This is a genomic window from Actinomadura sp. ATCC 39365 (genome assembly GCF_054392275.1).
Genome location: NZ_CP184335.1, coordinates 5,060,289 through 5,085,902, shown reverse-complemented (window position 1 = coordinate 5,085,902; position 25,614 = coordinate 5,060,289). Strand labels below are relative to the sequence as shown.

25 protein-coding genes are annotated in these 25,614 nt (G+C 73.7%); 17 read left to right on the top strand and 8 right to left on the bottom strand.

The window, feature by feature from the left end; all coding sequences use genetic code 11:
* Positions 1-34 precede the first annotated feature (34 nt).
* The 5 genes from ACNF49_RS25025 (at position 35) to ACNF49_RS25005 (ending at position 5,692) form a co-directional block, all read left to right on the top strand.
* Positions 35-1,321 carry a hypothetical protein gene (locus ACNF49_RS25025; RefSeq protein ID WP_482945165.1) on the top strand — a complete coding sequence of 429 codons (1,287 nt, stop codon included), beginning with the start codon at positions 35-37 and terminating at the stop codon, positions 1,319-1,321.
* 68 nt (positions 1,322-1,389) lie between these two features.
* Positions 1,390-2,472, top strand: a complete 1,083-nt coding sequence (locus tag ACNF49_RS25020; protein ID WP_482945164.1) for an NAD(P)H-dependent amine dehydrogenase family protein — start codon at positions 1,390-1,392, stop codon at positions 2,470-2,472.
* Positions 2,469-3,005 carry a carboxymuconolactone decarboxylase family protein gene (locus ACNF49_RS25015; RefSeq protein WP_357988463.1) on the top strand — a complete coding sequence of 179 codons (537 nt, stop codon included), beginning with the start codon at positions 2,469-2,471 and terminating at the stop codon, positions 3,003-3,005. Before ACNF49_RS25020 ends, ACNF49_RS25015 begins: the two co-directional genes overlap by 4 nt.
* 1 nt (position 3,006) lies before the next feature.
* Positions 3,007-4,611, top strand: a complete 1,605-nt coding sequence (locus ACNF49_RS25010; protein WP_482945163.1) for a GMC oxidoreductase — start codon at positions 3,007-3,009, stop codon at positions 4,609-4,611.
* A gap of 97 nt (positions 4,612-4,708) precedes the next feature.
* Positions 4,709-5,692: an alpha/beta fold hydrolase gene (locus ACNF49_RS25005; protein ID WP_482945162.1), complete on the top strand. Its 984-nt coding sequence runs from the start codon at positions 4,709-4,711 to the stop codon at positions 5,690-5,692.
* A 48-nt stretch (positions 5,693-5,740) separates the two neighbouring features.
* On the opposite strand, the gene secD is transcribed toward ACNF49_RS25005, so the two are convergent.
* The 4 genes from secD to ACNF49_RS24985 all read right to left on the bottom strand — a co-directional run bounded on the left by secD (position 5,741) and on the right by ACNF49_RS24985 (position 11,335).
* A complete protein-coding gene (gene secD, locus ACNF49_RS25000) occupies positions 5,741-7,978 on the bottom strand; it encodes a protein translocase subunit SecD (RefSeq protein ID WP_482945161.1) in 2,238 nt (745 codons plus the stop codon).
* Between the two features lie 38 nt (positions 7,979-8,016).
* Complete coding sequence (locus tag ACNF49_RS24995; protein WP_357988475.1) at positions 8,017-8,394, bottom strand: hypothetical protein; 378 nt, start codon at positions 8,392-8,394, stop codon at positions 8,017-8,019.
* Between the two features lie 55 nt (positions 8,395-8,449).
* Complete coding sequence (locus ACNF49_RS24990) at positions 8,450-10,060, bottom strand: amidase (protein WP_498702964.1); 1,611 nt, start codon at positions 10,058-10,060, stop codon at positions 8,450-8,452.
* Between the two features lie 147 nt (positions 10,061-10,207).
* A complete protein-coding gene (locus ACNF49_RS24985; protein WP_357988481.1) occupies positions 10,208-11,335 on the bottom strand; it encodes an esterase-like activity of phytase family protein in 1,128 nt (375 codons plus the stop codon).
* A 206-nt stretch (positions 11,336-11,541) separates the two neighbouring features.
* Between ACNF49_RS24985 and ACNF49_RS24980 the strand changes: the two genes are divergently transcribed.
* Complete coding sequence (locus tag ACNF49_RS24980; RefSeq protein WP_357988484.1) at positions 11,542-13,404, top strand: ABC transporter ATP-binding protein; 1,863 nt, start codon at positions 11,542-11,544, stop codon at positions 13,402-13,404.
* Positions 13,405-13,427: 23 nt separating this feature from the next.
* Here ACNF49_RS24980 and ACNF49_RS24975 read toward each other — a convergent pair whose 3' ends face one another.
* Positions 13,428-13,970 carry a GtrA family protein gene (locus ACNF49_RS24975; RefSeq protein ID WP_358010678.1) on the bottom strand — a complete coding sequence of 181 codons (543 nt, stop codon included), beginning with the start codon at positions 13,968-13,970 and terminating at the stop codon, positions 13,428-13,430.
* Positions 13,971-14,363: 393 nt separating this feature from the next.
* Between ACNF49_RS24975 and ACNF49_RS24970 the strand changes: the two genes are divergently transcribed.
* From ACNF49_RS24970 to ACNF49_RS24925, 10 genes are all read left to right on the top strand, one after another.
* Complete coding sequence (locus ACNF49_RS24970; RefSeq protein ID WP_482945159.1) at positions 14,364-15,374, top strand: ABC transporter substrate-binding protein; 1,011 nt, start codon at positions 14,364-14,366, stop codon at positions 15,372-15,374.
* Positions 15,371-16,411 (top strand): methyltransferase, encoded by a 1,041-nt coding sequence (locus ACNF49_RS24965; RefSeq protein ID WP_357988493.1) that lies wholly within the window; start codon positions 15,371-15,373, stop codon positions 16,409-16,411. The genes ACNF49_RS24970 and ACNF49_RS24965 overlap by 4 nt, the downstream gene beginning before the upstream one ends.
* A 149-nt stretch (positions 16,412-16,560) precedes the next feature.
* On the top strand, positions 16,561-17,643 hold the full coding sequence (locus ACNF49_RS24960; RefSeq protein ID WP_357988496.1) for a hypothetical protein: 1,083 nt from the start codon (positions 16,561-16,563) through the stop codon (positions 17,641-17,643).
* Positions 17,640-17,978: a hypothetical protein gene (locus ACNF49_RS24955; RefSeq protein WP_482945158.1), complete on the top strand. Its 339-nt coding sequence runs from the start codon at positions 17,640-17,642 to the stop codon at positions 17,976-17,978. The genes ACNF49_RS24960 and ACNF49_RS24955 overlap by 4 nt, the downstream gene beginning before the upstream one ends.
* Positions 17,979-17,998: 20 nt before the next feature.
* Positions 17,999-18,733: a DUF8832 domain-containing protein gene (locus ACNF49_RS24950; protein WP_482945157.1), complete on the top strand. Its 735-nt coding sequence runs from the start codon at positions 17,999-18,001 to the stop codon at positions 18,731-18,733.
* Entirely contained in the window at positions 18,718-18,918 is a 201-nt protein-coding gene (locus tag ACNF49_RS24945) for a DUF8832 domain-containing protein (RefSeq protein WP_482945156.1), read from the top strand. Before ACNF49_RS24950 ends, ACNF49_RS24945 begins: the two co-directional genes overlap by 16 nt.
* On the top strand, positions 18,915-19,301 hold the full coding sequence (locus ACNF49_RS24940) for a FixH family protein (protein ID WP_357988502.1): 387 nt from the start codon (positions 18,915-18,917) through the stop codon (positions 19,299-19,301). Before ACNF49_RS24945 ends, ACNF49_RS24940 begins: the two co-directional genes overlap by 4 nt.
* 45 nt (positions 19,302-19,346) lie before the next feature.
* Positions 19,347-19,955, top strand: coding sequence for a TetR/AcrR family transcriptional regulator (locus ACNF49_RS24935; RefSeq protein ID WP_357988506.1), 609 nt, complete (start codon positions 19,347-19,349; stop codon positions 19,953-19,955).
* Entirely contained in the window at positions 19,952-20,152 is a 201-nt protein-coding gene (locus ACNF49_RS24930; protein WP_357988509.1) for a ferredoxin, read from the top strand. The genes ACNF49_RS24935 and ACNF49_RS24930 overlap by 4 nt, the downstream gene beginning before the upstream one ends.
* A 1-nt stretch (position 20,153) precedes the next feature.
* Positions 20,154-21,425: a cytochrome P450 gene (locus tag ACNF49_RS24925; protein ID WP_482945155.1), complete on the top strand. Its 1,272-nt coding sequence runs from the start codon at positions 20,154-20,156 to the stop codon at positions 21,423-21,425.
* 122 nt (positions 21,426-21,547) lie between these two features.
* On the opposite strand, the gene ACNF49_RS24920 is transcribed toward ACNF49_RS24925, so the two are convergent.
* Both ACNF49_RS24920 and ACNF49_RS24915 read right to left on the bottom strand, forming a co-directional pair.
* A complete protein-coding gene (locus ACNF49_RS24920; protein ID WP_482945154.1) occupies positions 21,548-22,321 on the bottom strand; it encodes a methyltransferase domain-containing protein in 774 nt (257 codons plus the stop codon).
* Positions 22,322-22,489: 168 nt separating this feature from the next.
* Positions 22,490-23,773, bottom strand: coding sequence for a methyltransferase (locus ACNF49_RS24915; RefSeq protein WP_482945153.1), 1,284 nt, complete (start codon positions 23,771-23,773; stop codon positions 22,490-22,492).
* A 370-nt stretch (positions 23,774-24,143) separates the two neighbouring features.
* On the opposite strand from ACNF49_RS24915, the gene ACNF49_RS24910 reads away from it, so the two are divergent.
* Complete coding sequence (locus ACNF49_RS24910; RefSeq protein ID WP_482945152.1) at positions 24,144-25,148, top strand: hypothetical protein; 1,005 nt, start codon at positions 24,144-24,146, stop codon at positions 25,146-25,148.
* 8 nt (positions 25,149-25,156) lie between these two features.
* Here ACNF49_RS24910 and ACNF49_RS24905 read toward each other — a convergent pair whose 3' ends face one another.
* Positions 25,157-25,612 carry a MarR family winged helix-turn-helix transcriptional regulator gene (locus tag ACNF49_RS24905; protein ID WP_352354937.1) on the bottom strand — a complete coding sequence of 152 codons (456 nt, stop codon included), beginning with the start codon at positions 25,610-25,612 and terminating at the stop codon, positions 25,157-25,159.
* Positions 25,613-25,614: the final 2 nt, after the last annotated feature.

Here is a 25,614-nt window from a genome sequence, read left to right as displayed (position 1 = left end):
GAGGATGTCGCGATCGACAAGGGGAGGTCGTCGTATGCCGGTCCCGGGCCGTCCGCTCGTGGTACTGCTGGTGGGGGCGCTGACCGCGTGTTCCGCACCGGGGCCCGCCGCCACGCCGGGCACGACCGCCACACCGGCCCACGTCCCGTCCGTGCGGGCCGCGACCCGGCCCCCGGTCGTGCGGCCGGTGCGCAGCGGGTGCGAGGGTGCGAGCGCCCGCGACTTCGACGGCGACGGCCGCGACGACGTCGCCCTCGGCTATCTCGGCACCACCGGCCGGGTGCACGTCCTGTCGGCGGGCCGGGTCATCCACGTCCCCACCCCGCCGGGGAACCGGATGAAGGGCTTCGGCTGGTCGGTGACCATGGCCCACGTCAACGACGACCGCTGCGTGGACCTCGTCGTCGGCACCCGTACCCTCACCGTGGCCGGCCGGAAGGGGGCGGGCGGGGTCTACGTCCTGCACGGCGGGGCCGCCGCGCCGCCGCGCCGGCTCGTCTCGCCCCTGCCGCAGGAGGACGCGGCCTTCGGCGAGTCCGTCGCCGCCTACGGCGACCTCGTCGCGATCGGCGCCCCGCGGGAGCTGCCGGGCGGCGCGGTCTACCTGTTCAGGAAGGGCGTGTTCGTCCGGCGGATCACCCAGGAGACGCCCGGCGTGCCCGGCAGCTCCGAGGTCGCCGACCGGTTCGGCGACCGGCTCGCCCTCGGCCCGCTGGCCGGCGGCGGCGTGGGCCTCGTGATCGGCGCCCCGGAGGAGTACGCGGACGGCGCCGGCCGCCAGGACGTCGGTGCCCGGGACGACTCGCCCCTGGGCGCGGTCACCGTCGTCCGCGACGTCACGGCCCGCAGACTGAGCGCGGTACGGCTGCGGCCACCGCGCGACGACGACGGCGAACCCTGCGCCGGCTTCGGCGACAGCCTGGTGTACGTCCCGGGCACCGGGCCGGCCGTGTTCTCGCCGCCATGCGGCCGGCTGCAGTTCTACGACCTCCGCCTCAAGGCCATCCGCACGGTGACGGACCTGCGGGAGCCCTGGGACGCGGAGCTGGCCGCCGCCGACGGCCGGGTGGCGGCCCTGGGCGGCGACCACGGCGACCCGGCGTTGCTGCTGCTGTCCCCGAGGGACGAGGCGCGGGACCGCCGGCTCACGGGCGACTATCTCGCCGACACGGCGCACCGGGGGATCGCGTTCGGCGCGGGCCGGATCATGGTCACGATGCAGGGGGCCGCCGACGTGGCCCTCGTCGACCCCGCCACCGGGAAGGCCGACCTCGTCAAGACCGCCACCGGAGACCTGTTCATCAAGGCCGTCGAGGGCTGAGAACGCCCGCGCGGCCGGCCGGTCGCGGGGCCCTGTACACCAAACCAAGCGCTTGCTACGCTCCGCCCATGACGTCCACCGTGGTGTGGGGTACCGGCAACGTCGGCCGCGCCGCCATCAGGGCCGTGGAGGCCCATCCCGACCTCAGTCTCGCCGCCGTCGTCGTGCACTCCCCCGGCAAGGCCGGCCGCGACGCCGGGGAGCTCGCCGGACTCGGCCGCGACCTCGGCGTCACCGCGACCGACGACGCCGCCGCCGTCCTGGCCGCGCGTCCCCGTGCCGTCGTGTACGCCGCCTCCGGCGACCTGCGTCCCGACGACGCCCTGGCCGACGTCCTGCGGGCCGTCCGGGCCGGCGCCGTCGTCGTCACGCCCTCCCTGTACGCCCTCTACGACCACCGCGGCGCCCCGCCCGAGCTGCGGGAGCAGGTGCTGGCCGCCGTCGCCGAGGGCGGCGGCTCCCTGTTCGCCTCCGGCATCGACCCCGGCTGGGGCAACGACCTGCTGCCCCTGCTGCTCAGCGGCCTCGGCTCGGTCGTGGACGCCATCCGCTGCCAGGAGATCTTCGACTACTCCGGCTACGACCGCCCGGACGCGGTCCGGTACATGGTCGGCATGGGCCAGCCCATGGACTACGAGCCGCCGATGATCGCGCCCACGGTCCCGTCCATGGTGTGGGGCGGTCAGGTACGGCTGATGGCGCGGGCCCTCGGCGTCACCCTGGAGGAGATCCGCGAGGTCGTCGAGCGGCGTGCGCTCGACCGCACGGTCACCACCGCCCGCATGGGCGTCTTCGAGGCCGGCACCCAGGGCGCGGTGCGGTTCGAGGTGCAGGGCATCGTCGAGGGCGAGCCGCGCATCGTGATCGAGCACGTCACCCGCGTGCACGCCGCCTGCGCCCCCGACTGGCCGCTCCCCCCGGACGGCGGCGACGGCGCCCACCGGGTGATCGTCGAGGGCCGCCCGCGGATCGAGGTCACGATCGAGGCCACCGACGAGGGCGGCAACCGTTCGGCGGGCGGGAACGCCACCGCGGCGGGCCGGCTGGTGAACGCCATCGACTGGCTCGCCGCCGCCCCGCCCGGCCTGTACGACGCGCTCGACGTCCCGCTGCGCCCCGCGTCCGGCCGGCTCGGAAGGAAGCACCCATGATCGTCGACGTTCCCGGCGGCAAGGACCCGATCGCGTACGTCTGGGGCGAGCTGGTCCCCGGCATCGGCACCGCCGCCTCGAAGTTCTCCATGGCCGTCTACGCCCACACCACACTGGGCCTGCGCGAGTTCGAGGCGGCCCGGCTGCGGATCGCGCAGATCAACGGATGCGTCTTCTGCCTCGACTGGCGCACCGAGCGCGACGGCGTCAAGGTCGAGGACGGCTTCGCCGACGCGGTCGCGGACTGGCGCGCCACGGACGCCTTCGACGCGCGCACCCGGCTCGCCGCCGAGTACGCCGAGCGCTACGCCCTGGACCACCACGGGCTCGACGAGGAGTTCTGGTCCCGGATGACCGACCACTACAGCCAGAACGAGATCGTGGAACTGAGCATGAGCATCGGTTCCTGGTGGGCCTTCGGCCGGCTCAACCACGTGCTGGGCCTCGACACGGCCTGCATGCTGACCGGCGGCCCGGCACCCTCCGTCAGACCGACCGAGTCCGCGTCAGACCGACCGAGCGAGGGCACGTGACATGAACACCAGCCGCCGCACCTTCATCGCCGGAACCGCCTCCCTCCTGGGCGCCGCCGCACTGCCCGGCCGCGCCGCCGCCGCCACTGCCGCCGTCGCCGGCGGGCCGATCTCCGACGGCGCCCGCGTCCCCGTCCTGGTGATCGGCACCGGGTACGGCGGCTCGGTGGCCGCCCTGCGCCTGGCCCAGGCGGGCGTCGAGGTGCACATGATCGAGATGGGCATGGCCTGGGACACCCCCGGCTCGGACGGCAAGATCTTCTGCAACACGCGCGAGCCCGACCATCGCTCGTACTGGCTGCGCACCAGGACCAAGGCGCCGCTCAACTACTTCCTCGGCTTCCCCATCGACCGGGACATCCCCCGCTACACCGGCATCCTGGACGCCGAGGAGTTCGCCGGCATCACGGTCTACCAGGGCCGCGGCGTCGGCGGCGGCTCGCTGGTCAACGGCGGCATGGCCGTCACGCCCAAGCGGGAGAACTTCGCCGCCGTGCTCCCATCGGTGGACGCCGACGAGATGTACGGCGTCTACTACCCGCGCGCCAACTCCGGCCTCGGCGTCGGCCTGGTGGACCCAGCCTGGTTCGACACCACCGCGTGCTACCAGTACGCCCGCGTCGGCCGCAAGCACGCCCAGCGCTCCGGCTTCCCGTTCACCTTCGTCCCGGACGTGTACGACTGGGACTACATGAAGCAGGAGGCGGCCGGCACGGCCACCCAGTCGGCGCTGGCCGGCGAGATCCTCTACGGCAACAACCACGGCAAGAAGTCCCTGCAGAAGACCTACCTGGCGCGGGCCCGCGCGACCGGCAGGGTGACGATCTCGCCGCTGCACCAGGTCACCTCGGTCGCCCCGGCGGCGGGCGGCGGCTACACCGTCCGGATCGACCAGCTCGCCACCGACGGCTCGGTCACCGCCGCCAAGACCGTCACGGCCGCCCGGGTGTTCTTCGCCGCGGGCAGCGTCGGCACGAGCAAGCTGCTGGTCAGGCTGAAGGCCACCGGCGCGCTGCCGGGGCTGGGCGACGAGGTCGGCAAGGGCTGGGGCGACAACGGTAACGTCATGTGCGGCCGGGCCAACCACCTGTGGGACCCGACCGGCAAGCTGCAGTCGGCCATCCCGTGCGCGGGCATCGACAACTGGACGGCCGGGGGTGCGTTCGCCGAGGTGGCGCCGCTGCCGACCGGGATCGAGACGTACGCCTCGTTCTACCTGTCGATCACCAACACCCCGCGCCGCGCGCAGTTCTCCTGGAACGCCGCGACCGGCAAGGTGGACCTGAGCTGGCAGACCGCCTGGAAGCAGACGTCCATCGACATGGCCAAGACGATCTTCGACAAGATCAACGCCAAGGAGGGGACGATCTACCGCACCGACCTGTTCGGCGTGTACAAGATCTGGGGCGACCACCTCACCTACCACCCGCTCGGCGGCGCGGTGCTGAACAGGGCCACCGACAACTACGGCCGCCTGACCGGCCACCCCGGCCTGTACGTCATCGACGGCTCGCTGATCCCGGGCAACACCACGGTGAACCCGTTCGTCACCATCACGGCGCTGGCCGAGCGGAACATCGAGAAGATCATCGCCACCGACCTTTAACGCAGGGTTTGCCGAAACGGCAACGGAGTTGGCGGGCGGCGGCACGGGCCGCGCATGATCCTGGTGACAGGTTTGGACTCATGTGCGTGGAGGATCGATGTCGCAGCCCACCCCGGTCGCCGAGGGCGTCCACCGCCTGGTGCCCTCCCCCGCCGGCCGCGTCCATCTCGTGGAGGCGGGGCAGGGGCCGCTGGTGCTGCTGGTGCACGGCTTCCCCGAGTCCTGGTACTCCTGGCGGCACCAGCTCCCGGCGCTGGCCGCCGCCGGGTACCGGGCGGTGGCGGTCGACGTGCGCGGCTACGGCCGCTCGTCCAAGCCGGCGGACGTGGCCGCGTACCGGATGACCGAGCTGGTCGAGGACGGCGTGGCGGTGGTGCGGGCGCTGGGCGAGCGGACGGCGGTGATCGTCGGCCACGACTGGGGCTCCTCGATCGCGGCCCACAGCGCCCTGCTGCGGCCGGACGTCTTCCGCGCGGTCGCCATGCTCAGCGTGCCGTACACGCCGCGCGGCGGGCCGCGGCCCACCGAGGTGTTCGCCACCATGGGCGGGACGGACGAGTTCTACGTCAGCTACTTCCAGACGCCCGGCCGGGCCGAGGCCGAGATCGAGCCGGACGTCCGGGGCTGGCTGGCGGGCACGTACGCGGCCCTGTCCGCCGACACCATGCCGGGCGAGGACGCGCCCCACCCGCTGTTCGTGGCCCCGGGCGGCAGGCTGCGCGACCGGTTCCCGGCCGACGGCACGCTGCCCGGCTGGCTGAGCGAGGCCGACCTCGACTTCTACGCGGCCGAGTTCGAGCGCACCGGCCTGACCGGCGGGCTGAACCGCTACCGCAACATGGACCGCGACTGGGCCGACCTCGAACCCCACGACGGCGCGCCGATCGTCCAGCCCTCGCTGTTCGTCGGCGGCGCGCAGGACGCCACGACCCGGTGGCTCTCCGGCGCGATCGACGCCTTCCCCACCACCCTGCCCGGCCTGGTCTCCTCCCGTCTCCTGGACGACTGCGGCCACTGGATCCAGCAGGAACGCCCGGAGGAGGTCAACGCCATCCTCCTGGACTGGCTCGCCCGGCTCTGACCTGCGACGCCGCGGGCCCGCCCGCGCGAGGCGGGCCCGCGGCGCCGGTCACAACACGGCTCCCGAGCCCTCGCGGGGCCGCCGGGCGGCCTTGGGCGCGGGCGGCTGGGGGGCCGGGCGGCGGTCGTACCGGGCCAGGCCGATGGCCGCGGGGCCGGCCACGAACGACGACGTCAGCGTGCCCACGACGATGCCGGTGACCAGCGCGATCGCGAAGTCACGCAGCGAGTCGCCGCCGAAGACGGCCAGCGCGACCAGCACGAACAGCGCGCCGAGCCCGGTGTTGACGGTCCGCGGCACGGTCTGCAGGATCGCCGTGTTCACCGCCTCGGCCAGCGGCGCGGTGCGGCGGGCGGCCCACAACTCGCGCACCCGGTCGAACACCACCACCTTGTCGTTGACCGAGTAGCCGACCACGGTCAGCATCGCGGCGAGGAACACGCCGTCCACCGGCTTGCCGAGCCAGGCGAACAGCCCGATCACCACGGCCAGGTCCACCAGCAGCGCCAGCACGGTCGCCGTGCCGAACGTCCACCGGAAGCGCACCGCCAGGTAGAGGAGCTGCGCCGCCACGGCCACGCCGAGCGCGATGACGGCGTTGCGGCGCAGCTCCTCGCCCAGCGTGGGGCCGATGAACTCGTCGCGCCGCTTGCTCACCTCGGCGCCCTGCCCCTCCAGCGCGGCCTGGACCTTGGCCGGGTCGAGCTGCCCGGCCCGCACGGTCACGCCGTCGGCGGCGGTCTGCACGACCGCGCCCGGATAGCCGGCCTCGCTCACGAGCCGCCGGGCCGTGTCGGCCTCGACCGGCCTGGAGGTGCCGAACTCCACGAGCCGGCCGCCGGTGAACTCGACCCCGAAGTCCAGGCCGCGGGTGAACAGCCCGGCCAGCGCCGCGACGACCAGGCCGCCCGCGACCGCCAGCCACACCTTCCTGGCCTTCATGAGCTGGGGGTCGCGGCGGGCCAGCCACGTCCGGACGGCGCCCGGCGAGGCCAGGCCCGAAAGGCGCGGCCCGATCCGGCCGATGACGGCCTGGGTGAGCACGCGGGTGATCAGCATGGCCGACACCAGCGAGGCCAGCACGCCGATCGCCAGCGTCACGCCGAACCCCTTGACCGGCCCGGAGGCCAGCCCGAACAGCAGCGCGGCGGCGATGAGCGTGGTGACGTTGGAGTCGGCGATGGCGCTCCAGGCGTTCTTGAACCCCCGGTTCAGGGCCGGGGCGAGGCCGCGGGCCGGAGCCAGGCCGTACTCCTCCCTGGCGCGTTCGAAGACGAGCACGTTGGCGTCGACCGCCATGCCGATGGCCAGCACGAACCCGGCCAGTCCGGGCAGCGTGAACGTCGCGCCCATCGCGACCAGCGCGGCGTAGGAGATCAGGCCGTAGCAGGTGAGCGCGATGGCGGCGAGCAGGCCGGACAGGCGGTAGATCACGATGATGAACAGGGCGGTCAGCACCAGCCCGGCGATCGCGGCCTTGACGCTGGCCTCGATGGCGTCGGCGCCCAGCGTGGGGCCGACCGTCCGCTGCTCGACCAGGTCGAGCGGCACGGGCAGCGCGCCGCCCTTGATCAGCACGGCCAGGTCGCGGGCCTCCTCGTGGGTGAAGGACCCGGTGATCTCGGTGTTGCCGCCGGGGATGCCGGCGCCGCACGGCACGGACGGGTCGAGCTGCGGCGAAGAGATGATCTTCTTGTCGAGCACGATGGCGACGCGCCGCTTCGGGTCGCCGGCCGGCTGGCAGGCGGCCTCGCCGGTCATCCGCTGCCAGGCGTCGGCGTCGCGGAAGTCGACCGTGACCGACCAGCCGGGCCCGCGCTGCGGGTCGCTGCGCTCGGTGGCGTCGCTGACGCCGTCGCCGCTGATCGCCACCGGGCCGAGCGCGAGCGGGCTCCCGCTCTCGTCGGGCAGCGCGGTGGCGTCCCCGGCCTTGCCCGGGCCGGTGACCGGATGGAAGGCGAGCTGGGCGGTGCGGCCGATGACCTCGGCCGCCTTGCTCGGGTCGAGCACGCCGGGCAGCTCGACGATGATCCGCTTCTCGCCGGAGCGGGCCAGGGTGGGATCGACGACCCCCAGCGCGTCCGCCCGGCGACGGAGCACGTCGAGGGCGCGGTCGGTGGCCGAGGAGTCGGCCTTGACCGTCGGGGAGTCTCTGGCCTCGAAGACGAGCTGGGTACCACCGCGCAGGTCGAGGCCGAGGCGTGGCGTGGCGGTGAGGGACAGGATGATCGAGGTCGCGATGACGGCGAACGCCGCCAGCGCGCGCCACATGGGCGCACGTGACATGAGGCCTCCACAGGCTCAGGTGTGCGGAAGAGGGATCTTCAGAGCACCGTGGAGGGAGGCGCGCGCGCCGCCGCCGCGCCCCTGGGGCGGTCGGCGGCGGCGCGGAGGGCGGGCCGCCGTACGACGGCCGACCAGACGTGGAGAAGCCGGGCCGGGGCCGCGGCGGGCAACGCCTGCCCGCCGGGCCCGGCCTGGTCGTGCCCCGCCTGCCTGACCTGCGCGAGCGGAGGCGGCGGCGGTGTGGAGCCGAGCTTGGCGACGGCGGGCCGGTCGGCCGCCGCCTGGATCGCCGTGACCTGTGTGACGGCCTGTGTGACGGCCTGGGCGGCAACCTGGGCGGCGACCTGGGCATGGCCCGTCGCCGGGAGCAGCCACGACAGGACGAGAAGCAGCGCGGCGGGCAGCCTGGTGCGCACCTCGCCTCCCTCCCGTCGTGACCGTCGTCCCTACCGTAGCCCGCCGCCGGGCCGCTCAGGGCAGCGTGCGCAGGTATCCCGGCGGTTTGCGGACCTGAGTGGCCTGCTCGAAGGCGTATCCGAGGGCGATCAGGGACGGCTCGGAGAAACGCCCGCCGAAGAAGGTGACGCCGAGCGGCAGGACGTCCCTGGCGTACCCGGCCGGGACGGTGACGGCCGGGTAGCCGGAGATCGCCGAGGGCGCGGAGGAGGAGACGAAGCCGGTGAAGTCGTCGCCCTTGGTCAGGTCGGTCAGCCAGGCCGCGTGGTTGGTGGGGGCGAGCAGCGCGTCCAGGCGGCCGTCGGCCATCGCCGAGTCGATCGCGCGGCGGGCCAGCGTGGTGGCCTTGTCGCGGAGGGCGCGGTAGGCGGGGTCGTCCAGGTCGCCGGTGGTGGCCTGCGCCTGCTCGAAGATCTCCTGGCCGAAGTACCGCAGCTCGGTCCCGGCGTGCCGCCGGTTGAAGTCGATCAGCCCGGCCAGGTCGGCGGGGTGCCGTCCGGGGGTGGCGGCCAGGTAGGCGTTCAGGTCGTGCTTGAACTCGGTCAGCAGCGCCGGGAACTCGGCCTCGCCGGCCTGGTCCATGCCCTCCAGCTCGACGTCCACCACGGTCGCGCCGCGGGCCTTGAGGGTGGCGACCGTGGCGTCAAGGGCGGCGCGCACCTCCTGGTTGTCACCCGCGACCGAGCGCCACACGCCGACGCGGGCGCCGTTCAGCGCGCCGGGACGCAGGGCCCTGAGGTAGTCGCGGTCGCCGCCCGGGACGGTCGCCGGGTCGCGCGGGTCCTGGCCCTGGATGACCGAGAGCACGGCGGCGGCGTCGGTGAGGTTCCTGGTGATGGGCCCGGCGGTGTCCTGCCGGGCCGAGAGCGGCACCACGCCGGCCCGGCTGACCAGCCCGAGCGTGGGCTTGATGCCGACCACGCCGTTGATCCCGGCCGGACAGACGATCGAGCCGTCGGTCTCGGTGCCGATGGTGACGGCGGCCAGGGTGGCGGCGGCGGCGACCGCCGAGCCGCTGCTCGACCCGCAGGGGTTGCGGTCAAGGACGTAGGGGTTGTTGGTCTGTCCGCCGACCGCGCTCCACCCGCTGGAGGACGGGCTGGAGCGGAAGTTCGCCCATTCCGACAGGTTGGCCTTGCCCAGGATCACCGCGCCGGCCGCCCGCAACCGCTGGACGAGGAACGCCTCCGCGGCCGGCCGGGCGCCGAGCAGCGCCTGCGAGCCGGCGGTGGTGCGGAGCGGCGCGGCGGTGTCGATGTTGTCCTTGAGCAGGACCGGGACGCCTTCCAGCGGCCCGTGCGCGCCCCGGCGGCGGCGCCGGTCGCTGCGCTCGGCCTCGCCCAGCGCGCCGGGGTTGGTCTGGACGACCGCGTGCAGCAGCGGGTCCACCGCGCGGATGCGGTCGAGGTAGAAGCGGGTCAGCGTCACCGCGTCGAAGCGGCCGCGGTCCATGGCGCGTTGCAGGTCGAGCACGGTGGCGCGGTCGAGGTCCAGCCCGCGCAGGACGGTGCCGGCGGACGGCGGGGCCGCCTCGCGCGCGTGCGCGGGGACGGCCGCGGTTAACCCGGCGGCGAGCGCGAGCGCCAGAGCGGCGGCCACCCGGCGTGCGGGCTTCAGGAGAGTCATGGCTGTCGAGCGTAGCCATAATGCTTTCCCGGGAAAATATTCCAATACGTATATATCCGCCACCCTCGGTCCGGGCCTCGCGGGCGCGGGGCCGGACCGGCGCCGGTACGAGCCCCGGCTACGCGGGGCCGGACCGGCGGCGGGGTGTCAGGGGCAGCCCGTGGCGGCGAAGGCCGTGAACTGGCTGACCTCGTTCCTGCTGAAGTTGTCGTCCGAGCCGATCACCAGTGTGCACTCCCCACTGGCCAGGCGCGGCCCCCACGACATGGCCTCCAGGTTCTGCACCGGCGGCCGGAAGTCGCCCAGGTCGTAGACCAGCCGCTTGCTCACCGGCCGGTATCCCGCGCTCAGGTCGTCCTGGTCGAGCACGTCGGTCGCGCCCGTCACGTCGATCTCGTACAGCTTGACCTTGTAGTCGACGCCCTCGATCCAGGAGCGCTCCAGGGCCAGGTAGCGGTGGTCGTCGATGGGCAGGATCTCCGAGACCCCGCTGTCGGACTCCCCGGTGGGCGGCACCGGCGCGGCCGGCAGCGCGTCGACGGGGTAGACGTACTGGCCGCGCGGGACACCCCGCCGGTCCCACACGGTGAGCCGGGCGGGCGCGCCGCGCCGGACCGTGGACGGCTCGCCGTCCTCGTACCGCGGCCCCTCGGTCATCGCCGTGATCCGGCGGGCGGTGACGGCCAGGCCCTCGAAACCGGCGTTGCGCCGCGGGCCGTGCTCGGTGGTGGTCAGGCGCAGGTTGCCCGGCAGGCGCAGGTCGCCCAGGTGCCGGCCCTGGAGGTCGGCGGCGCGCACGCCGGAGGCGGCCAGCGGCAGGCCGGGGTGGCCGGCGTCCGGGCGGTCGCCCTCGTCGCCCCACAGCAGGCGGCCGGACCAGCGGTCGTACCTGATGGACTCGGGGTCGGCCGAGCCGGGCTTGCCGTAGCCGGGGTAGGGGGTGCCGTCCCGCCTGGTCAGCGTGGTCACCCCGGTCAGGCTGATGCCGGTGAACGCGCCCGAGTCCCGGTCGATGTCCAGGCGGGCGGTGTAGAAGCGGGCGGGACCGTAGCGCCAGCGGTCGTCGGAGATCAGGTACCAGGCGCCGGTGCGCGGGTCGCGGTCGATGCCCGACACCCCGCCGACGGTGGTGCCGTCGAACTGCGTCAGGTACGGCAGCCGCTGCTCCCCCAGGTACCGGGTGATGTGGACCTCCTCCCGCGGGGCCGCCCAGGCGGGCTGGGTGACGCTCATGGCGACCGCGCACGCGACCGCGAACCCCGTGATTCTTCGCATTCCGTCCCCTGTGTCGTTCCGGTTACGTGGAGTGACCGGGGGACATGAAATCGTGCCCGCGCCCGCCAGGGCGACCGGGACACGCCGCCGCCCGTGCGTCTTTGCCTGGCGGGCCATGGACAGGCGGGTGGCGCACGGGCCACCGTCCTGTCACCCGGCCGCGCGAAGCGGCGGAAACCGTCGGTGCCCGTCCGCACACTCAGCGCATGCCCGATGAGCCTCTGGAACTCGGTGAAATCACCGTCTCCGACTGGTACGCCCACAACGACAAGATGGCCGAGGTCGGCTTCCTGACCATCGCCAGGCGCCTGCCCTCGCTCGTGACCCAGGCGATGCGCATGTCCTGGCGGGCCGGCCCCCGCGACACCGTGGCCACCATCGCGCTCAACCTCCTCGGCGGCGTCTTCACCGCCTTCGGCCTGCTGGCCACCACCGGCGTGCTGAGCGCCCTGTTCAGCGAGGGCCCGACCCCCGACCGCGTGCTGGCCGCGCTGCCCAGCCTGGCCCTGGTCGGCGCGGCCGCCGTGCTGCGCACGGTGGTGCAGGCCGGCGCGGGCTGGGCGCAGTCACGCCTGACCCCGCAGATCTCCCGCCACACCGAGGAACGCCTCTACGGCCTGACCAGCCAGGTGGAGCTGGTCGCCTACGACGACCCGGAGTTCCACGACAGCCTCGAACGCGCCAACATCCGCGGCGTCAGCGTGGCGAGCGCGGTGGTCAGCTCGGCCATCAACGTCGTCACCGCGACCGTCGGCATCGCGGCGGCGGCCGGCGTGCTGGGCGTGCTCCACCCGGTGCTGCTGCCGCTGCTGCTGCTGGCCGTGCTGCCCGACGCGTGGGCCACCGTGCGCGGCGCCCGTATGCGCTACTCGACGATGTACTCGCTCATCCCCGCCCGCCGGCGCAAGTGGATCATCGCCGAGCTGCTGGCCGACCGCGAGCCCGCGGCCGAAGTGCGCTCGTTCACCATGCGCGGCTTCCTGCTGCGCATGTACGACGCCGTCGCCAGGGCCGAGCAGGAGGTGCTGCTCACCCTGGCCAGGCGCCAGACCCTGGCCGGCCTGGTCGGCGAGGCCCTGGGCGGCCTCGGCACCGCGCTGGTCTACGTCGCGCTGGGCGTGCTGCTGGCCGTGGCGGCGATCCCGCTCGCCGTCGCGGGCACCGCGGTGCTGGCCATCAGGACCGGCCAGTCCTCGCTGGCCAACCTCCTGTACGCCACCAACCGCCTCTACGAGGACGGCCTCTACTTCACCGACTTCCTCCAGTTCTGCGCCGACGCCGAGCGCCGCGTGCCCTCTTCCCGCTCCGCGGCCGTGCCCGAGGGGTTCGAGCGCATCGTGGCCGACGACGTGACGTTCACCTACCCGGGCGCCGACCAGCCGGCGCTGCGCGGGGTGACGGTCGAGATCAAGCGCGGCGAGGTCATCGCGTTCGTGGGCGAGAACGGCTCCGGCAAGACCACCCTGGCCAAGATCCTGTCCGGCCTGTACGAGCCCGACACCGGCACCGTCTCCTGGGACGACGTCGACCTGGCCGACGTGCCCCCCGACGACCTGCGCCTGCGCACGGCCGTCATCGCCCAGGACCACACCCGCTGGCCGCTCACCGCCCGCTACAACATCACCATGGGCACCGACAAGGGCGAGCCCGCCCTGGTCGCGGCCGCCTCGGTCGCCGGCGCCGACGAGGTGGTCGCGGGCCTGCCCCACGGCTACCGCACGCTGCTCGACCGCCGCTTCAAGGACGGCTGCGAGCTGTCCGGCGGCCAGTGGCAGCGCATCGCGGTGGCCCGGGGCTTCCACCGCGACGCCGATTTGCTCATCTGCGACGAGCCCACGGCGGCACTCGACGCCCGCGCCGAGCACGCCCTGTTCGAGCGCATCCGCGACCACTCCGAGGGCCGCACCGTCCTGCTCATCACCCACCGCCTGGCCAGCGTGCGTTACGCCGACCGGATCTACGTCCTCGACCACGGCAAGGTCACCGAGCAGGGCGACCATCAGGCGCTCATGGCGCTCAACGGCCTCTACGCCGACCTCTACACCCTCCAGGCCGCCGCCTACCGCTGACCCTTCCTACTGCTGCGCCTTCCCTACCGCTGCCCCTGCCGGACGCCGGACCTGCGGGGCTTGCGCTTGGCCACCGGCAGGGTGCGGCGTCCGTGGTACCGGGGGACGGCAGCCGGCCGCACGCCGACGGGGTGGGTCTTCTCGTCGGGGAAGACCCACTTCCGCAGCGCCCAGAAGCGGAACACCATGGCGATCAGCGTGCCGACCAGCTGCGCGCTCACGAAGTCGGCGATCTCCTGGGCCGCCACGCTCACGTCGGGGACCTCCAGGCGGAACACGTACCGGGAGATCCACAGCGGCGCCGAGCTGAGCACCAGACCGATGCCGCTGACCAGGAAGAACAGCCCCGCCTCATGACGGCGCTCGCGACCGCCCCTGAGCCGGAACGACCACTCGCGGTTGAGCACGTAGGACACGATCGTCGCCACGAGCACCGCGATGATCTTCGCGGTCACCGGCTTCGGTTCCAGGACGGTCAGCTTCAGCCCGTAGAACACCGCGTTGTCCACCACGAACGTCGCTCCGCCGACCACCGCGAACTTCAGCAGTTCACGGTGCCTCAGCACGAGCGCCTGCAGCGGCGCCGGTAATCTCGCGAGTACTGCTTCTGCGATTCGGAGCACTCTCGATCTTCTCATCCGTCCGGACCGCGGAAGACGCGGACGGTCTGCCGCAGGGTGGTGTCGGCCGGCACCAGCCCGTCCTGCCCGTACGGCGGCGGCATGTTGCCCGGCTCGGTGAGCTGCGGCATCGAGGGAAGCGAATATTTCTCCCGGACGGTCTTCCGGGCCGGGACCCGGGGTCAACAGCCGGGCGCGCTTCTGACACGGCGGCCATCCCGTTCTGACCGGGCGTTGCAAGGCGGGCCTCCCGATGGTGCACTCAAGGACGTTGGTTCCGACCTGTGTTCAGGCCGCCAGCGGGAGCGAGGGCCGGCGGCGGACCTCGAAGGGAGAACCGTGAGACGATTACGTCCCCTACTGCTGTTCCTGCTCACCGCCCTGGCCGCCCTGGTCGCGGCCTGCGGCGGGGCCGCGCCCGGCGGCCCGCGGGCGACCGGATCGGGCGCGCCGCCGGAGAAGATCAGGATCGGCGTCATCCCGATCCCCGACAGCGCGCTGGTCTACCTCGCCCGCGACCGCGGCTACTTCGCGGCCGAGGGGTTGTCGGCCGAGCCGGTGACCGTGCAGGGCGGCGGCCCGGCGATCGACCGGATGAAGGGCGGCGCCCTGGAGTTCGGGCTGGTCAACTACGTGACGGCGTTCCTGTACCAGCGGCGCGAGCCGGGGCGGCTGAAGCTGGTCGCCGACGCCTACCACGCCGCGCCGGGCGCGTTCCAGCTCTTCGTGGCGCCCGGCAGCCCGATCAGCAGCCCGCGCGACCTGCGGCGCTCCGGCGGCGCGAAGAAGAGCGTCGCGGTGGCCACGCTGCGCTCGGTCGGCACGCTGAGCGCCGAGACCGTGCTCGACGCGGCCGGGGTGTCCGCGGACGACGTCGCGTTCAAGGAGATCCCCCTGCCCGACATGCCGGCCGCGCTGGCCGCGCACGCGGTGGACGTGGCCTGGATGACCGAGCCGTTCATCACCACCTACCGCCGGCAGGGCGGCCGGTCGCTGGGCGACGCCATGGCGAACGTGCCCGCCGGGTGGCCGATCGCGGGGTGGGCCACGACCGCCTCGTACGCCGCCGCGCATCCCCGGGCCGTCGCCGGGTTCCAGCGGGCCATGGCGCACGCCCAGCTCGACGCGCGGGACCGGAGGCTGGTCACCGGGGTGCTGGGCACGTACACGAAGATCCCGCGTGAGGTGCTGCCGACGATCACGCTCGGCACGTTCCCCGCCGCGCTGGAGCCCGAAGGGCTGCAGTCGGTGGTGGACACCATGGTGAGGTTCGGTTACCTGCCCGCGCCGCTGCGGGCCGAGAGCATGATCGTCCGGCCGGCCTGGGAGTCGGGGAAGGGGAACCCATGAGCGAGACGCCGGAGCGGGCGCGGGTGCTGCGCCTGATCGACGACTTCATCCTGTACGCCGCCGTCCGCGCCGCCCTGCGGCTGTCGGTCTTCGACCTGCTGGCCGCCGGGCCGTGCGCCGTGCACGAGCTGGCCGACGAGATCTCCGCGGGCGGCACCGGCCGTCCGGACGAGCTGCTGCTGGGCCGCCTGCTGCGGGCGCTGGAGCACCTGCGGCTGGTCGAGCGGGACGCCCGCGGCCGCTACCTGCTCACCGGCGAGGGCGACCTGCTCACCAGCGGCCGGGACGACTCGCTGGCCCCCGCCGCGCTGATGTGGGGCGAGGAGCTGTGGCGCGACTCGGCCGACCTGCTGCACCGGACGATCACCAGGGGCGAGCCCGCCGCGCTGGAGCTGCACCAGGTGGACTCCCCCTACGCCTGGCTGAGCGCCCGGCCCGCGGCCGGCGCCCTGTTCAACGAGTTCATGGCCACCCGCAGCGTCACCGTGGCCCGCGCGCTCGCCGAGCAGGACGTGACCGGCGTGGACACGGTCGCCGACATCGGCGGCGGCACCGGCATCGTCCTGGCCACGATCCTGGCGGCCCACCCGCGGCTGCGCGGCGTGCTGTTCGAGCTGCCCGAGGTGGCCGCCCAGGCCCGCCGCCACCTGGACGGGCGGGCGGGCATCACGGTGGCCGAGGGCGACATGTTCACCGACCCGCTGCCCCGGGCTGGCCTGTACCTGCTGGGCAACATCCTGCACAACTATCCCGACGAGCAGGCCGCCAAGCTGCTGGCGCGGCTCGCGGCCCTGATGGACGGCCGCGCCGAGCTGTGGATCGTGGACGCCGTCCTCGACGACGACCCGCACCGCTCGCCCACGTCGGCGGTCGCGCTGGACATGAAGATGCTCACGCTGTTCAGCGGCGGCCAGGAACGCACGCTGACCGAGGTCGAGAGCCTGCTGGGAGCCGCGGGGCTGCACGTCGCCCGCACCGAGCCGCTCCCCCACGGGCTGCACCTGGTGGTGGCCGGGCAGCGCCCGGCTTCCGCGTGAGGCCCCGGCCGTCGCGCACATCCGGCGGCCGTCGGCGAGACTGGCGGCCACGGGCGGTGGCCCGTGGCCGCTCGGCGATGGTGATCTTGGGCTTTCCGCCACTTCGCGGCTTCTGGAAGTATCCGATCATGGAAGAAGGGAGACGCGAAGTGGCAGAGGCCAACGCGGGCGTACGGCGATTACTTGCGGACTCTGGGGAGCCGCGCGGATGGGTCCCGCTCCGGGCGGATCTCGTCACGGCGCTGCTGGGGGTCTGGTTCGGCGTCGGACTGATGATCGACGCCTGGGCGCACACCAATCGCAGCGACCTGGAGACGTTCTTCACGCCGTGGCACGCGGCGTTCTACTCCGGGTTCGCGGCGGTGTCCGGCTGGATCATCTGGCAGGTGTTCCGCAACGTGCGGCTCGGCCGGCAGGGAGTCGCGGCCGTTCCCCAGGGTTATCTGGCCGGGCTGGTCGCCATCCCGGCGTTCGCGCTCTTCGGGCTGGCCGACATGACCTGGCACACCGTGCTCGGCATCGAGACGAGCGTCGACATCCTGTTCAGCCCGTCGCACCTGGGGCTGATCGTGACCATGCTGCTCATCATCACCACGCCGCTGCGCTCGGCCTGGAACGCCCCCGACGTGGGCGTCCGGCCCTCCCTCTGGCGGCTGTTCCCGGCGCTGGCCGGGCTCGCGTTCGCGGCCACGCTGGTGTCGCTGTTCCTGTCGTACGGCGACGCCCTGCAGTACCGCTCCGCGCACGTCGTCGAGGCGTTCTCCAACGCGGACGGGCCCGGCGCCGGGCATCTGGCCACCTCCATGGTCATCAGCAACGTCGTTCTGCTCGCCCCGGTGCTGCTGGTGGCCCGGCGGTGGAACCTGCCGTTCGGCGCGGTGACCGTCATGTACACGATCGCCGTCCTGATGCCGGGTGCGCAGACGGCGTTCGAGAACGCGCCGACCCTGCTCACGTTCGTCGCCGCGGGCCTGGCGAGCGACGTGCTGATCCGCCTGCTGCGTCCGTCCGGCGCGCGGCGGGGCGCCTACTGGGCGTTCGCCGGGCTGTCGGCCTTCGTCACCTGGTCGCTCTACATCGGGGTCGCCTCGGCGGCCGGGGGCGGCCTGCCCACGGTGCCCGAGCTGTGGACCGGCGCGCCGGTGGTGGCCGGGCTGATCGGCCTGGCGCTCGGGGCGCTGTTCCTGCCGAACGCGCTCCCCGCGGACGCGGCCGACGCCGGACGGGCATGATCCGGCCGCTCCGGGTTCTCTGTCTCGTCGCCGTACTCCTGCTCGCGGGCGCCGCCCCGGCCGCGGCCCACAACGTCACGGCCGGTGCGGACCTGCGCTTCGCCCAGACCATCGCCGGCGCCGAGCTCACGGTCGTGATCAGGGGCACCTCGCGGGTGCCGGGGCCGCTGCTGATAGGTGTGATCGCCTACGAGCCGGCGACCGGGCCGCCGATCGGCCTGGAGGTGCGCTCGGTCGAGGACGGCCACAAGGCGACGGCCACCGCGCAGCCGTCCGCCACCCCCGGTACGTCAAGCTCACGGTCGAGCGCACCGGGCCGCACGAGCTCAGGCTGACGGCGGGGGGCGAGGTCGCCGTGCTGCCGTTCCGCGTCCTGGTGGACCGCGGCTCCGCCGGCGAGTTCCTGATCTACGGCGGCCTGCTGGTCGCCGGGCTGCTGCTGGTGGGCGGCCTGCTCACCGGGGCCCTGTCGCGCAGGACCCCGGCGATGCTGCTGGCCGGGGGCGCGGCGGCCGCGGTGACGGTGGCCGCGATGGTCGTGGTGTTCGAGCCTTCCCTCCCGCCTCCGCCGCCGGACGGCGCCGCGCCGGCGGTGAGCGCGCCGGCCCTCGGACGGCCCTTCGCGCGGGGACGGGTGACGACCGTCCCGGCACGTCCGGCGGCCGGCGAGGAGTTCACGCTGCGCCTCGACCTGACCGACGGCTCGACCGGGCATCCGGTGGACGACCTCGTCCTGCACCACGAGGCGCTCGCCCACCTGGTGGTCACCAGCGAGGACGGCGCCTACTTCCGGCACCTGCACCCGCTGCGCACCGCGCCGGGACGGCTGGAGGTCCGGCTGCGCGCCGACCGGCCGGGCCGGTTCCTGGCCTACGCGGAGCTGGAGCGCGAGGACTCCGGCGGCCAGTTGATCGACGGCGAGTTCCGGGTCGCCGGGCACGCGGTGGCCGCCCCGCCGCCCGTACCGCCCGCGGCGGCGGGGGCACGCCGGTGGTGCGGCCGTCCGTGCCGGTCGCGGGGCGTCCGGCGGCGATCGAGGTGGGTCTCGACGTCACGCCGCGGCAGTGGCTGGGCATGTCGGGGCACCTGATCGTGCGCAGCCAGGACGGCGCGTTCCTCGGCCACGTGCACGAGATGGGCGCGCCCGCGCCGCGGCTGCGCTTCACGTTCAGCTTCCCGGCGCCGGGCCGCTACCTGGCCTGGGCGCAGTACGCGGCCGGCGACCGGATCGTCACCGTCCCCTTCACCGTCGAGGTCGCGGAGGCTCTCGGATGAGGCGGATCCTGGCCGTCGCCGCCCTGCTCGCGGCGGCCCTGGCGGTGTTCCTGTACGTGCGCGGCTCGGCGCCCGGCCCGCTCACCCTCACCAGCACCGGCGAGCGGTACGCCGTCACGGTCCTGATCCCGAGGCCGACGACGGGCCGCGTCACGGCCGAGGTGCGGGTGACCGCCGGCGACCCGCACACGGTGGCGCTGTCGACGGTGATGCCCGGCATGGGCCACGCCACCCCGGAGATCACCGCCGATCCGCGCCAGGCGGGCCGTTACGTGGCCGAGGGCGAGTTGTTCCCGATGGCCGGGGTGTGGGAGCTGTCGGTCCGGCTGAGCGGCGCGGCGGGAGAGGAGGTGCTGGTGGTGAAGGCGCCGATCACGGGATAGGGGGCTGCTCTTGACGTATGAAATGAACGATCTTTTAATTCGTCCATGGGACGTATCGCCGGCGTCACCGCCGCCGAGACGCGGGAACGCCTGCTGCGCGCCGCCGCGGACGTCTTCGCCAGGCGCGGCTACGACGGCACCCGTGTCGCCGACATCGCCGCCGCGGCGGGGGTGAGCAACGGTGCCCTGTACGCCCACTTCGGCTCCAAGGCCGGCCTGCTCGTGGCCGCGCTGGGCGCGCACGGGCGGCAGTTGCTGGCCGGCCTGTTCGCCGACGACCCCGATCGGCCGGTCGCCGACCTGCTCGTCGCCGCCGGCCGCCGGCTCCCCCGCCCCCTGGACGCCGGCGGCGACCTCATCGTCGAGGCGCTGGTCGCCGCCCGCCGCGACGAGGACGTGGCCCTCCCCATGCGCGACTACGTCGGCGAGCGCGCCCGCTGGCTGGCCGGCCTGGTCCGCGCCGGCCAGGACGGCGGCGAGCTGGACCAGGCGCTGTCACCGGAGGCGATCGCCCATTTCTGCCTCCTGCTCGCGATGGGCAGCGCGCTCATCGCCCCGGACCCCCACCAGGTGGACGAGGAGGAGTGGGCCAGGCTGCTCATCCGCGTCGTCGCCGCCCTCTCCCCCGCCCCACCGCACGAAGGAACGCCGTGAGAGTACAGATCGACCCCGAGCGCTGCCAGGGACATGGCCGCTGCTACGACCTCGCCCCCGACCTGTTCGGCGAGGACGACGAAGGTTACGGAACGGTCCTGCGCGACGGCCAGGTGCCGCCCGGCCAGGAGCGCACGGCGCGGCTGGCCGTCTCCAACTGCCCGGAGCGGGCGATCGACCTGCTCGGGGAGGCGTGACATGAGCGTGGACGAGCGCTTCGTCAAGGGCTTCGGCGAGCCCGGCGACGACGAGGAGATCGGCACCCGCAGCGAGATCGTCACCGGCCCGGTCTCGGACTGGGCCACCGACTTCTCCCACCTGGAGCCGGAGTGGGCCGCCGACCCGTACCCCATCCAGGACGACCTGCGGCGGCGCTGCCCGATCGCGCACACCGACCGGTTCGGCGGCGGCTGGCTGCCCACCCGCTACGCGGACGTCGCGGCCGTCGCCTACGACACCGAGCGGTTCTCCTCACGCTCGATCATCATGAGCAACTTCCGGCCGCCGCTGGAGAGCGCGCCGGTGGGCGGCACGCCGCCGATCTCGTCCGACCCGCCCTTCCATCACGACGCGCGCAAGCTGCTGCTGCCGGCCTTCACCAAGACGGCGGTCGCCAGGCGGGAGGCGTCGACGCGGGCGCTCTGCCACGAGCTGATCGACGGCCTGGAGGGCCAGGACGTCGTGGACGCCGCCCGCGACTACGCCCAGCACATCCCGATGCGGGTGATCGCCGACATGCTGGGCTTCCCGCCCGAGGACGGCCCGCGCTTCCGCGAGTTCATCGAGAACGCCCTCGAAGGCGTCAACCTGCCGCCCGAGCAGCGGACCGCCAACATGGGACGGCTCTTCGACTACCTGCTGGACCAGATCCGCGACCACGTGGCCCATCCGCGCGACGACCTCACGACGTACCTGGTCGAGGCCGAGCTGTACGGCCACAAGCTGGAGGCCGGGCACGTGGCGGGCACGATCGCGCTGCTGCTCATCGCCGGTATCGACACCACCTGGAGCGCGATCGGCGCGTCCCTGTGGCACCTGGCCAAGACCCCCGCCGACCGCGAACGCCTGGTCGCCGAACCCGCCCTGCTCCCCACCGCCATGGAGGAGTTCCTGCGCGCCTACGCCCCCGTCACCATGGCCCGCCTCGTCAAACACGACATGCACTGGAACGGCGTCGACATGAAAGCCGACGACTGGGTCCTGCTCTCCTTCCCCGCCGCCAACCGCGACCCCGACCACTTCGACCACCCCACCGACATCCGCATCGACCGCGACATCAACCGCCACGCCGCCTTCGGACTCGGCATCCACCGCTGCGTCGGCTCCCACCTGGCCCGCATGGAACTCCGCACCGCCCTCGACGTCTGGCTCCAGCGCATCCCCACCTTCACCCTCGCCGACCCCGACGCCGTCACCTGGGCGACGGGCCAGGTCCGCGGCCCCCGCACCCTCCCGCTCCGCATCACCTGACCCTCGCCCCTTCCCCTTGGCCGCCCCCGGCCCTCCGCATTCCGCCACCCCTGGCCCTCCGCTTCTCGCCGCCCCTGGCCTTCTTCGCCGCCCCCCGGCCACCGCCAGGGACGGCACGGCAGTCAGCCCACTTCGGCCGTCACCAGGAACAGCAGGGCCGAGGCCAGGAAGGGGCGGGAGCGCAGGTCGTCGAACCACTCCTCGGCGCCGGGTTCGAGATATCCGGCGCCGACGGCCCTGACCAGGTTGCGGCGCAGGCCGAGGACCTGGTCGGCGGTGGCCAGGTCGCGGAAGACCGGCGCGACCGTCACCACCGACCGCACCGTGAGGCCCGCCTCCTCGCACAACCGGGCCAGGCTGCGGCCTAGCGTGCCGTGTCGGATCATCTCGGTGGAGATGAACCGGGCCAGCGTCCGGCCGACGTCCGGGCGTGGGGAGTCGATGAGCATGCCCTCCCAGTCGGGCTCGGCCATGACGATCCGCGCCCCGGGACGCGCCACCCGGCGGAACTCCGCCAGCACCCGCGCCGGGTCGTCCACGTGCTGGAGGACCCGGTCGGTACGGGCCCGGTCGATGCTCCCGTCCGCGACCGGCAGCTCGTGCACGTCTCCGGAACGCACCTCGACCTGGGGCCGTCCGGCCAGACGGGCGCCCGCCTCGGCGACCATCGCCGAGTTGCGGTCGAGGCCGATCACCCGTCCGGCGGGGGCGACGGCGTCGGCCATGGCCGCGAGGTCGGTCCCGGGGCCGCAGCCGAGGTCGAGCACGGTCTGCCCGGGCCGCAGGTCCAGCAGTTCGAGCACCTGCCGCTTGTAGCCCCTGCCGACGTCGGTGGAGGCGACGTGGTCGAGGTAGGAGATCGGGTCAGGACGGGAGGCGGGATCAATGTCGATCATGATCCCACCCAACCAGACGAGTTCGCAGATCCCAGGGACACCATGTGAAGGTTCCGCGCACCCGAACCCCCGACCGCGCATGGCAGCCGGGGCAAGCGGCCCAGACGCGGGTGGAGGGCCCGGCCAGACGCAGGCGGACGGCCCGGCCGGGTGTGGGTGGAGAGGGGGTCAAGTACGGCGGAGGCGCCACAAGGAGGTGATCTCGGTGGCGCGGGCCGCGTGCAGGGGGTCGGTCTGGTCGGAGGCGCGTGGGTGTCGTGGTCGGGCGTGGAGCTGGTCCACGACCTGTAGGCCCGCGCTCGTGAAGGCGGACAGCAGGTCGGCACGGGTCCGTAATCCCAGCCGTTCGGCCAGGTCCGACAGGATCAGCCAGCCCTCGCCCTCCGGTGTCAGGTGCTCGCCGAGGCCGTCGAGGAAGCCGCGGAGCATGCGGCTCCCGGGGTCGTAGACCGCGTGGTCGAGGGGCGAGACGGGCTTGGCCGGGAGCCAGGGCGGGTTGCAGACGACGAGCGGCGCGCGTCCGGGCGGGAAGAGGTCGGCGTCCAGGACGTGGACCCGCCCGGACAGCTCCAGCCGTCGCAGGTTGTCGCGGGCGCAGGCCACGGCGCGCGGGTCGCGGTCGGTGGCCACGACGCGCTCGACGCCTCTGCGGGCGAGGACCGCGGCGAGCACGCCCGTCCCGGTGCCGATGTCGAACGCCCCCGCGCGCGAGACCAGCGGAGCGGCGGCCACCAGGTCGACGTATTCGCCGCGCACCGGTGAGAAGACGCCGTAGTGGGGATGGATGCGGTCGTTCAGGGCGGGCACCTCGACGCCGCGCCTGCGCCATTCGTACGCCCCGACGATGCCCAGCAGCTCGCGCAGCGAGACGACCGAAGCCTCCGTCGCGGGCCCGTAGACCTGCGCGCAGGCGTCCCGCACGTCAGGGGCGCGCCGCAGGGGCACGCTGTGGTCCGGGTCGAGCGGCACCAGCAACCGGCCCAGCGTGACGGCCCGCTGGGAGCGGGCCCGCCGGTACTGGTGGAAGTCCTGCGCGAGCGAAGACGCGGGCGGGTGAGCGGACGCGGGCGCCAGTGAGGGGACGGACGCAGAGCCCGGCGGGGAGTCCGCCGGGCGCGAGGGTGAGGCGGCGGACGCGGGCGCCATTGGAGAGGCGGACGCGGGGGCCGAGGGGGCGGGTGAGGGGGTGTGGGAAGGGTGCGGTGAACGGGTGGGGGTGAGGTTGGGTGGGTGGCGGTCGGCGCGGCGGGCCATGGCGCGCAGCAGCCGGCGTGCGGCGTGGAAGTCTCCGCGCCACAGCAGCGCGGTGCCCTCGCAGGCCAGCCGGTACGCCGTGGCCGCGGCCAGGCGCTCGTCGGCGATCACCACGCGCGCGGGCGGCGGCGAGCCGTTCTCGGAACGCCAGCGGGCCGACCGGGCCTCGCCGTCTTCGGTCCAGCGGATCTCGAGCACTCAGGGCTCCTCATGATCGAACCAGTGATGGCCATGAGAAGCACTTCGACGCGGAGAGGGTCAGCCTGTGGCGGCCCCCCGCGAGGAAGTGCGCGCCGGGGCGTCGCCGAGAACCATGCCGGGCGGTGGGAACGACATGATCAACCTCCTCGCGGTGCTGGAAACGTCCTCATCCTAGCTTCACGGGCGGGCGTCGAGCGCTGTCAGGGTCCTCCTGACCGCGTTTCGAGGACAGATCCGGTCAGGCCGGAATACGGTGGGCCGTTGACGATCAGCCAACGCCCGCAAGCCCTACGGAGTCTCTCCCATGCGTACCGCAGCGGCAGTCCTCTCCTTCGTGCTCGCCCTCGCCCTTATCCCCGTCCAACCGGTGACAGCCGCTGTCGCGGCCACCGCCGCGACCACCGCCGCCGCCCAGACCGCCGCCTCGGCGCTGCCGGGCGGCAAGTCCACCTTCGTCGTCTCGCAGGGCCATCTCCAGGCCGCCTCCCGGCAGAACTGGGTGCGCCTGGGCACCTACCGCTTCGCCGCGAACGGCACGGTGAGCGCCGCCCTGTACCTGTGGTGGCAACGTTTCCCCAAGGCCAGGCAGCGCACCGGCACCGTGCCCGACCCGAGCTGCACCACCAAGGCCGGCGGCGTCGCGTCGCGTCCGCGCGGCTGCGAGGTGCTCACCGCGGGCGGCTACACGGGCGGCCCGAGCGAGACCCGCACGGGGACGTACACGCTGGCGGGCAACGTGCTCACCATCCGGTGGAAGATCGCCCAGACCTGGACCGAGCAGTGGTACGTGCGCACCTCGCCCGACGGCAAGCTGGCCCGCCTCGACCTCAAGGGCAGCAGCCTGGCCACGCACGGCTACGGCTACGGCAGCAACGCCGCGATCGGCACCCGGCGCGCGATGAGCTCGGTGCGGGCCTTCCCCGGCTCGCTCAGGCAGGACCTGACGAGCTGGGCGAGCGGCACGCTGGTCAGGTCGGCGAACCAGCCGTTCGGCCACTCCTCCTTCCGCGCCTGCAAGTCGACCACCTCGTGCCTGACCTACCTGCAGCCGTCGTCGCGGGGGGCGTGCCAGAAGTCGGGCGGCTGCCCCAAGTACGGCGGCGGCACGCGGGCCAACGTCAGCTCGATCCAGTACTACCTGACGACGATCTCCAAGTCCGACCGCCGTGACACGCTGTGGCACTGGTGCACGTGCCTGGCGATGGAGCGCGGCGAGTTCTGCTACACGGGCAACTCCCACGTCAAGCCGCTGATGCAGATCATCGACGACACGGGGGCCTTCCGCGGCTGGGTCGGGGTGGAGGCGTCGTTCTCGACCGGTTCGCGGGCGACGGACATGCTGGCGGTGCTGCGCATCTCCGACTTCCGCTGACCGCCGGGTCAGGAGCCGGAGCGCAGGTCCTCGGCGGCCTCCTGGTAGGCGCGGGCGGCCCGGTCGAAGTAGTCGTAGAGCACGTCGAGGTGCTCGGCCGGGTAGCCCGCGAGGATGTCACCGATCTTCTGCCGCACGGGGGCCATGACCGCGTCGAGCTCGGCGGGCTTGCCGACCGGCTCGACGATCACCTTGCGGCGGTCGTCGGGGGCGGGGACGCGGCGGACGTACCCGGCCTGCTCCAGCCGGTCGATCAGCCGGGTGGTCGGGCCAGTGGTCAGGCCGGTGCGGACGCCGAGCTCGCCGGGGGTCATCGGGCCGGCCAGTTCGAGGATGTTCAGGGCGTACAGGTCGGTGGCGCCCAGGCCGCAGGCTTTGGCGCCGGCGTGGCCGTGCAGCATGACCGCGCTCAGGTAGCGGCGGTAGCGCCGGCCGGCGTCGGACGGGTCGGGGGTGTTCGGCACGC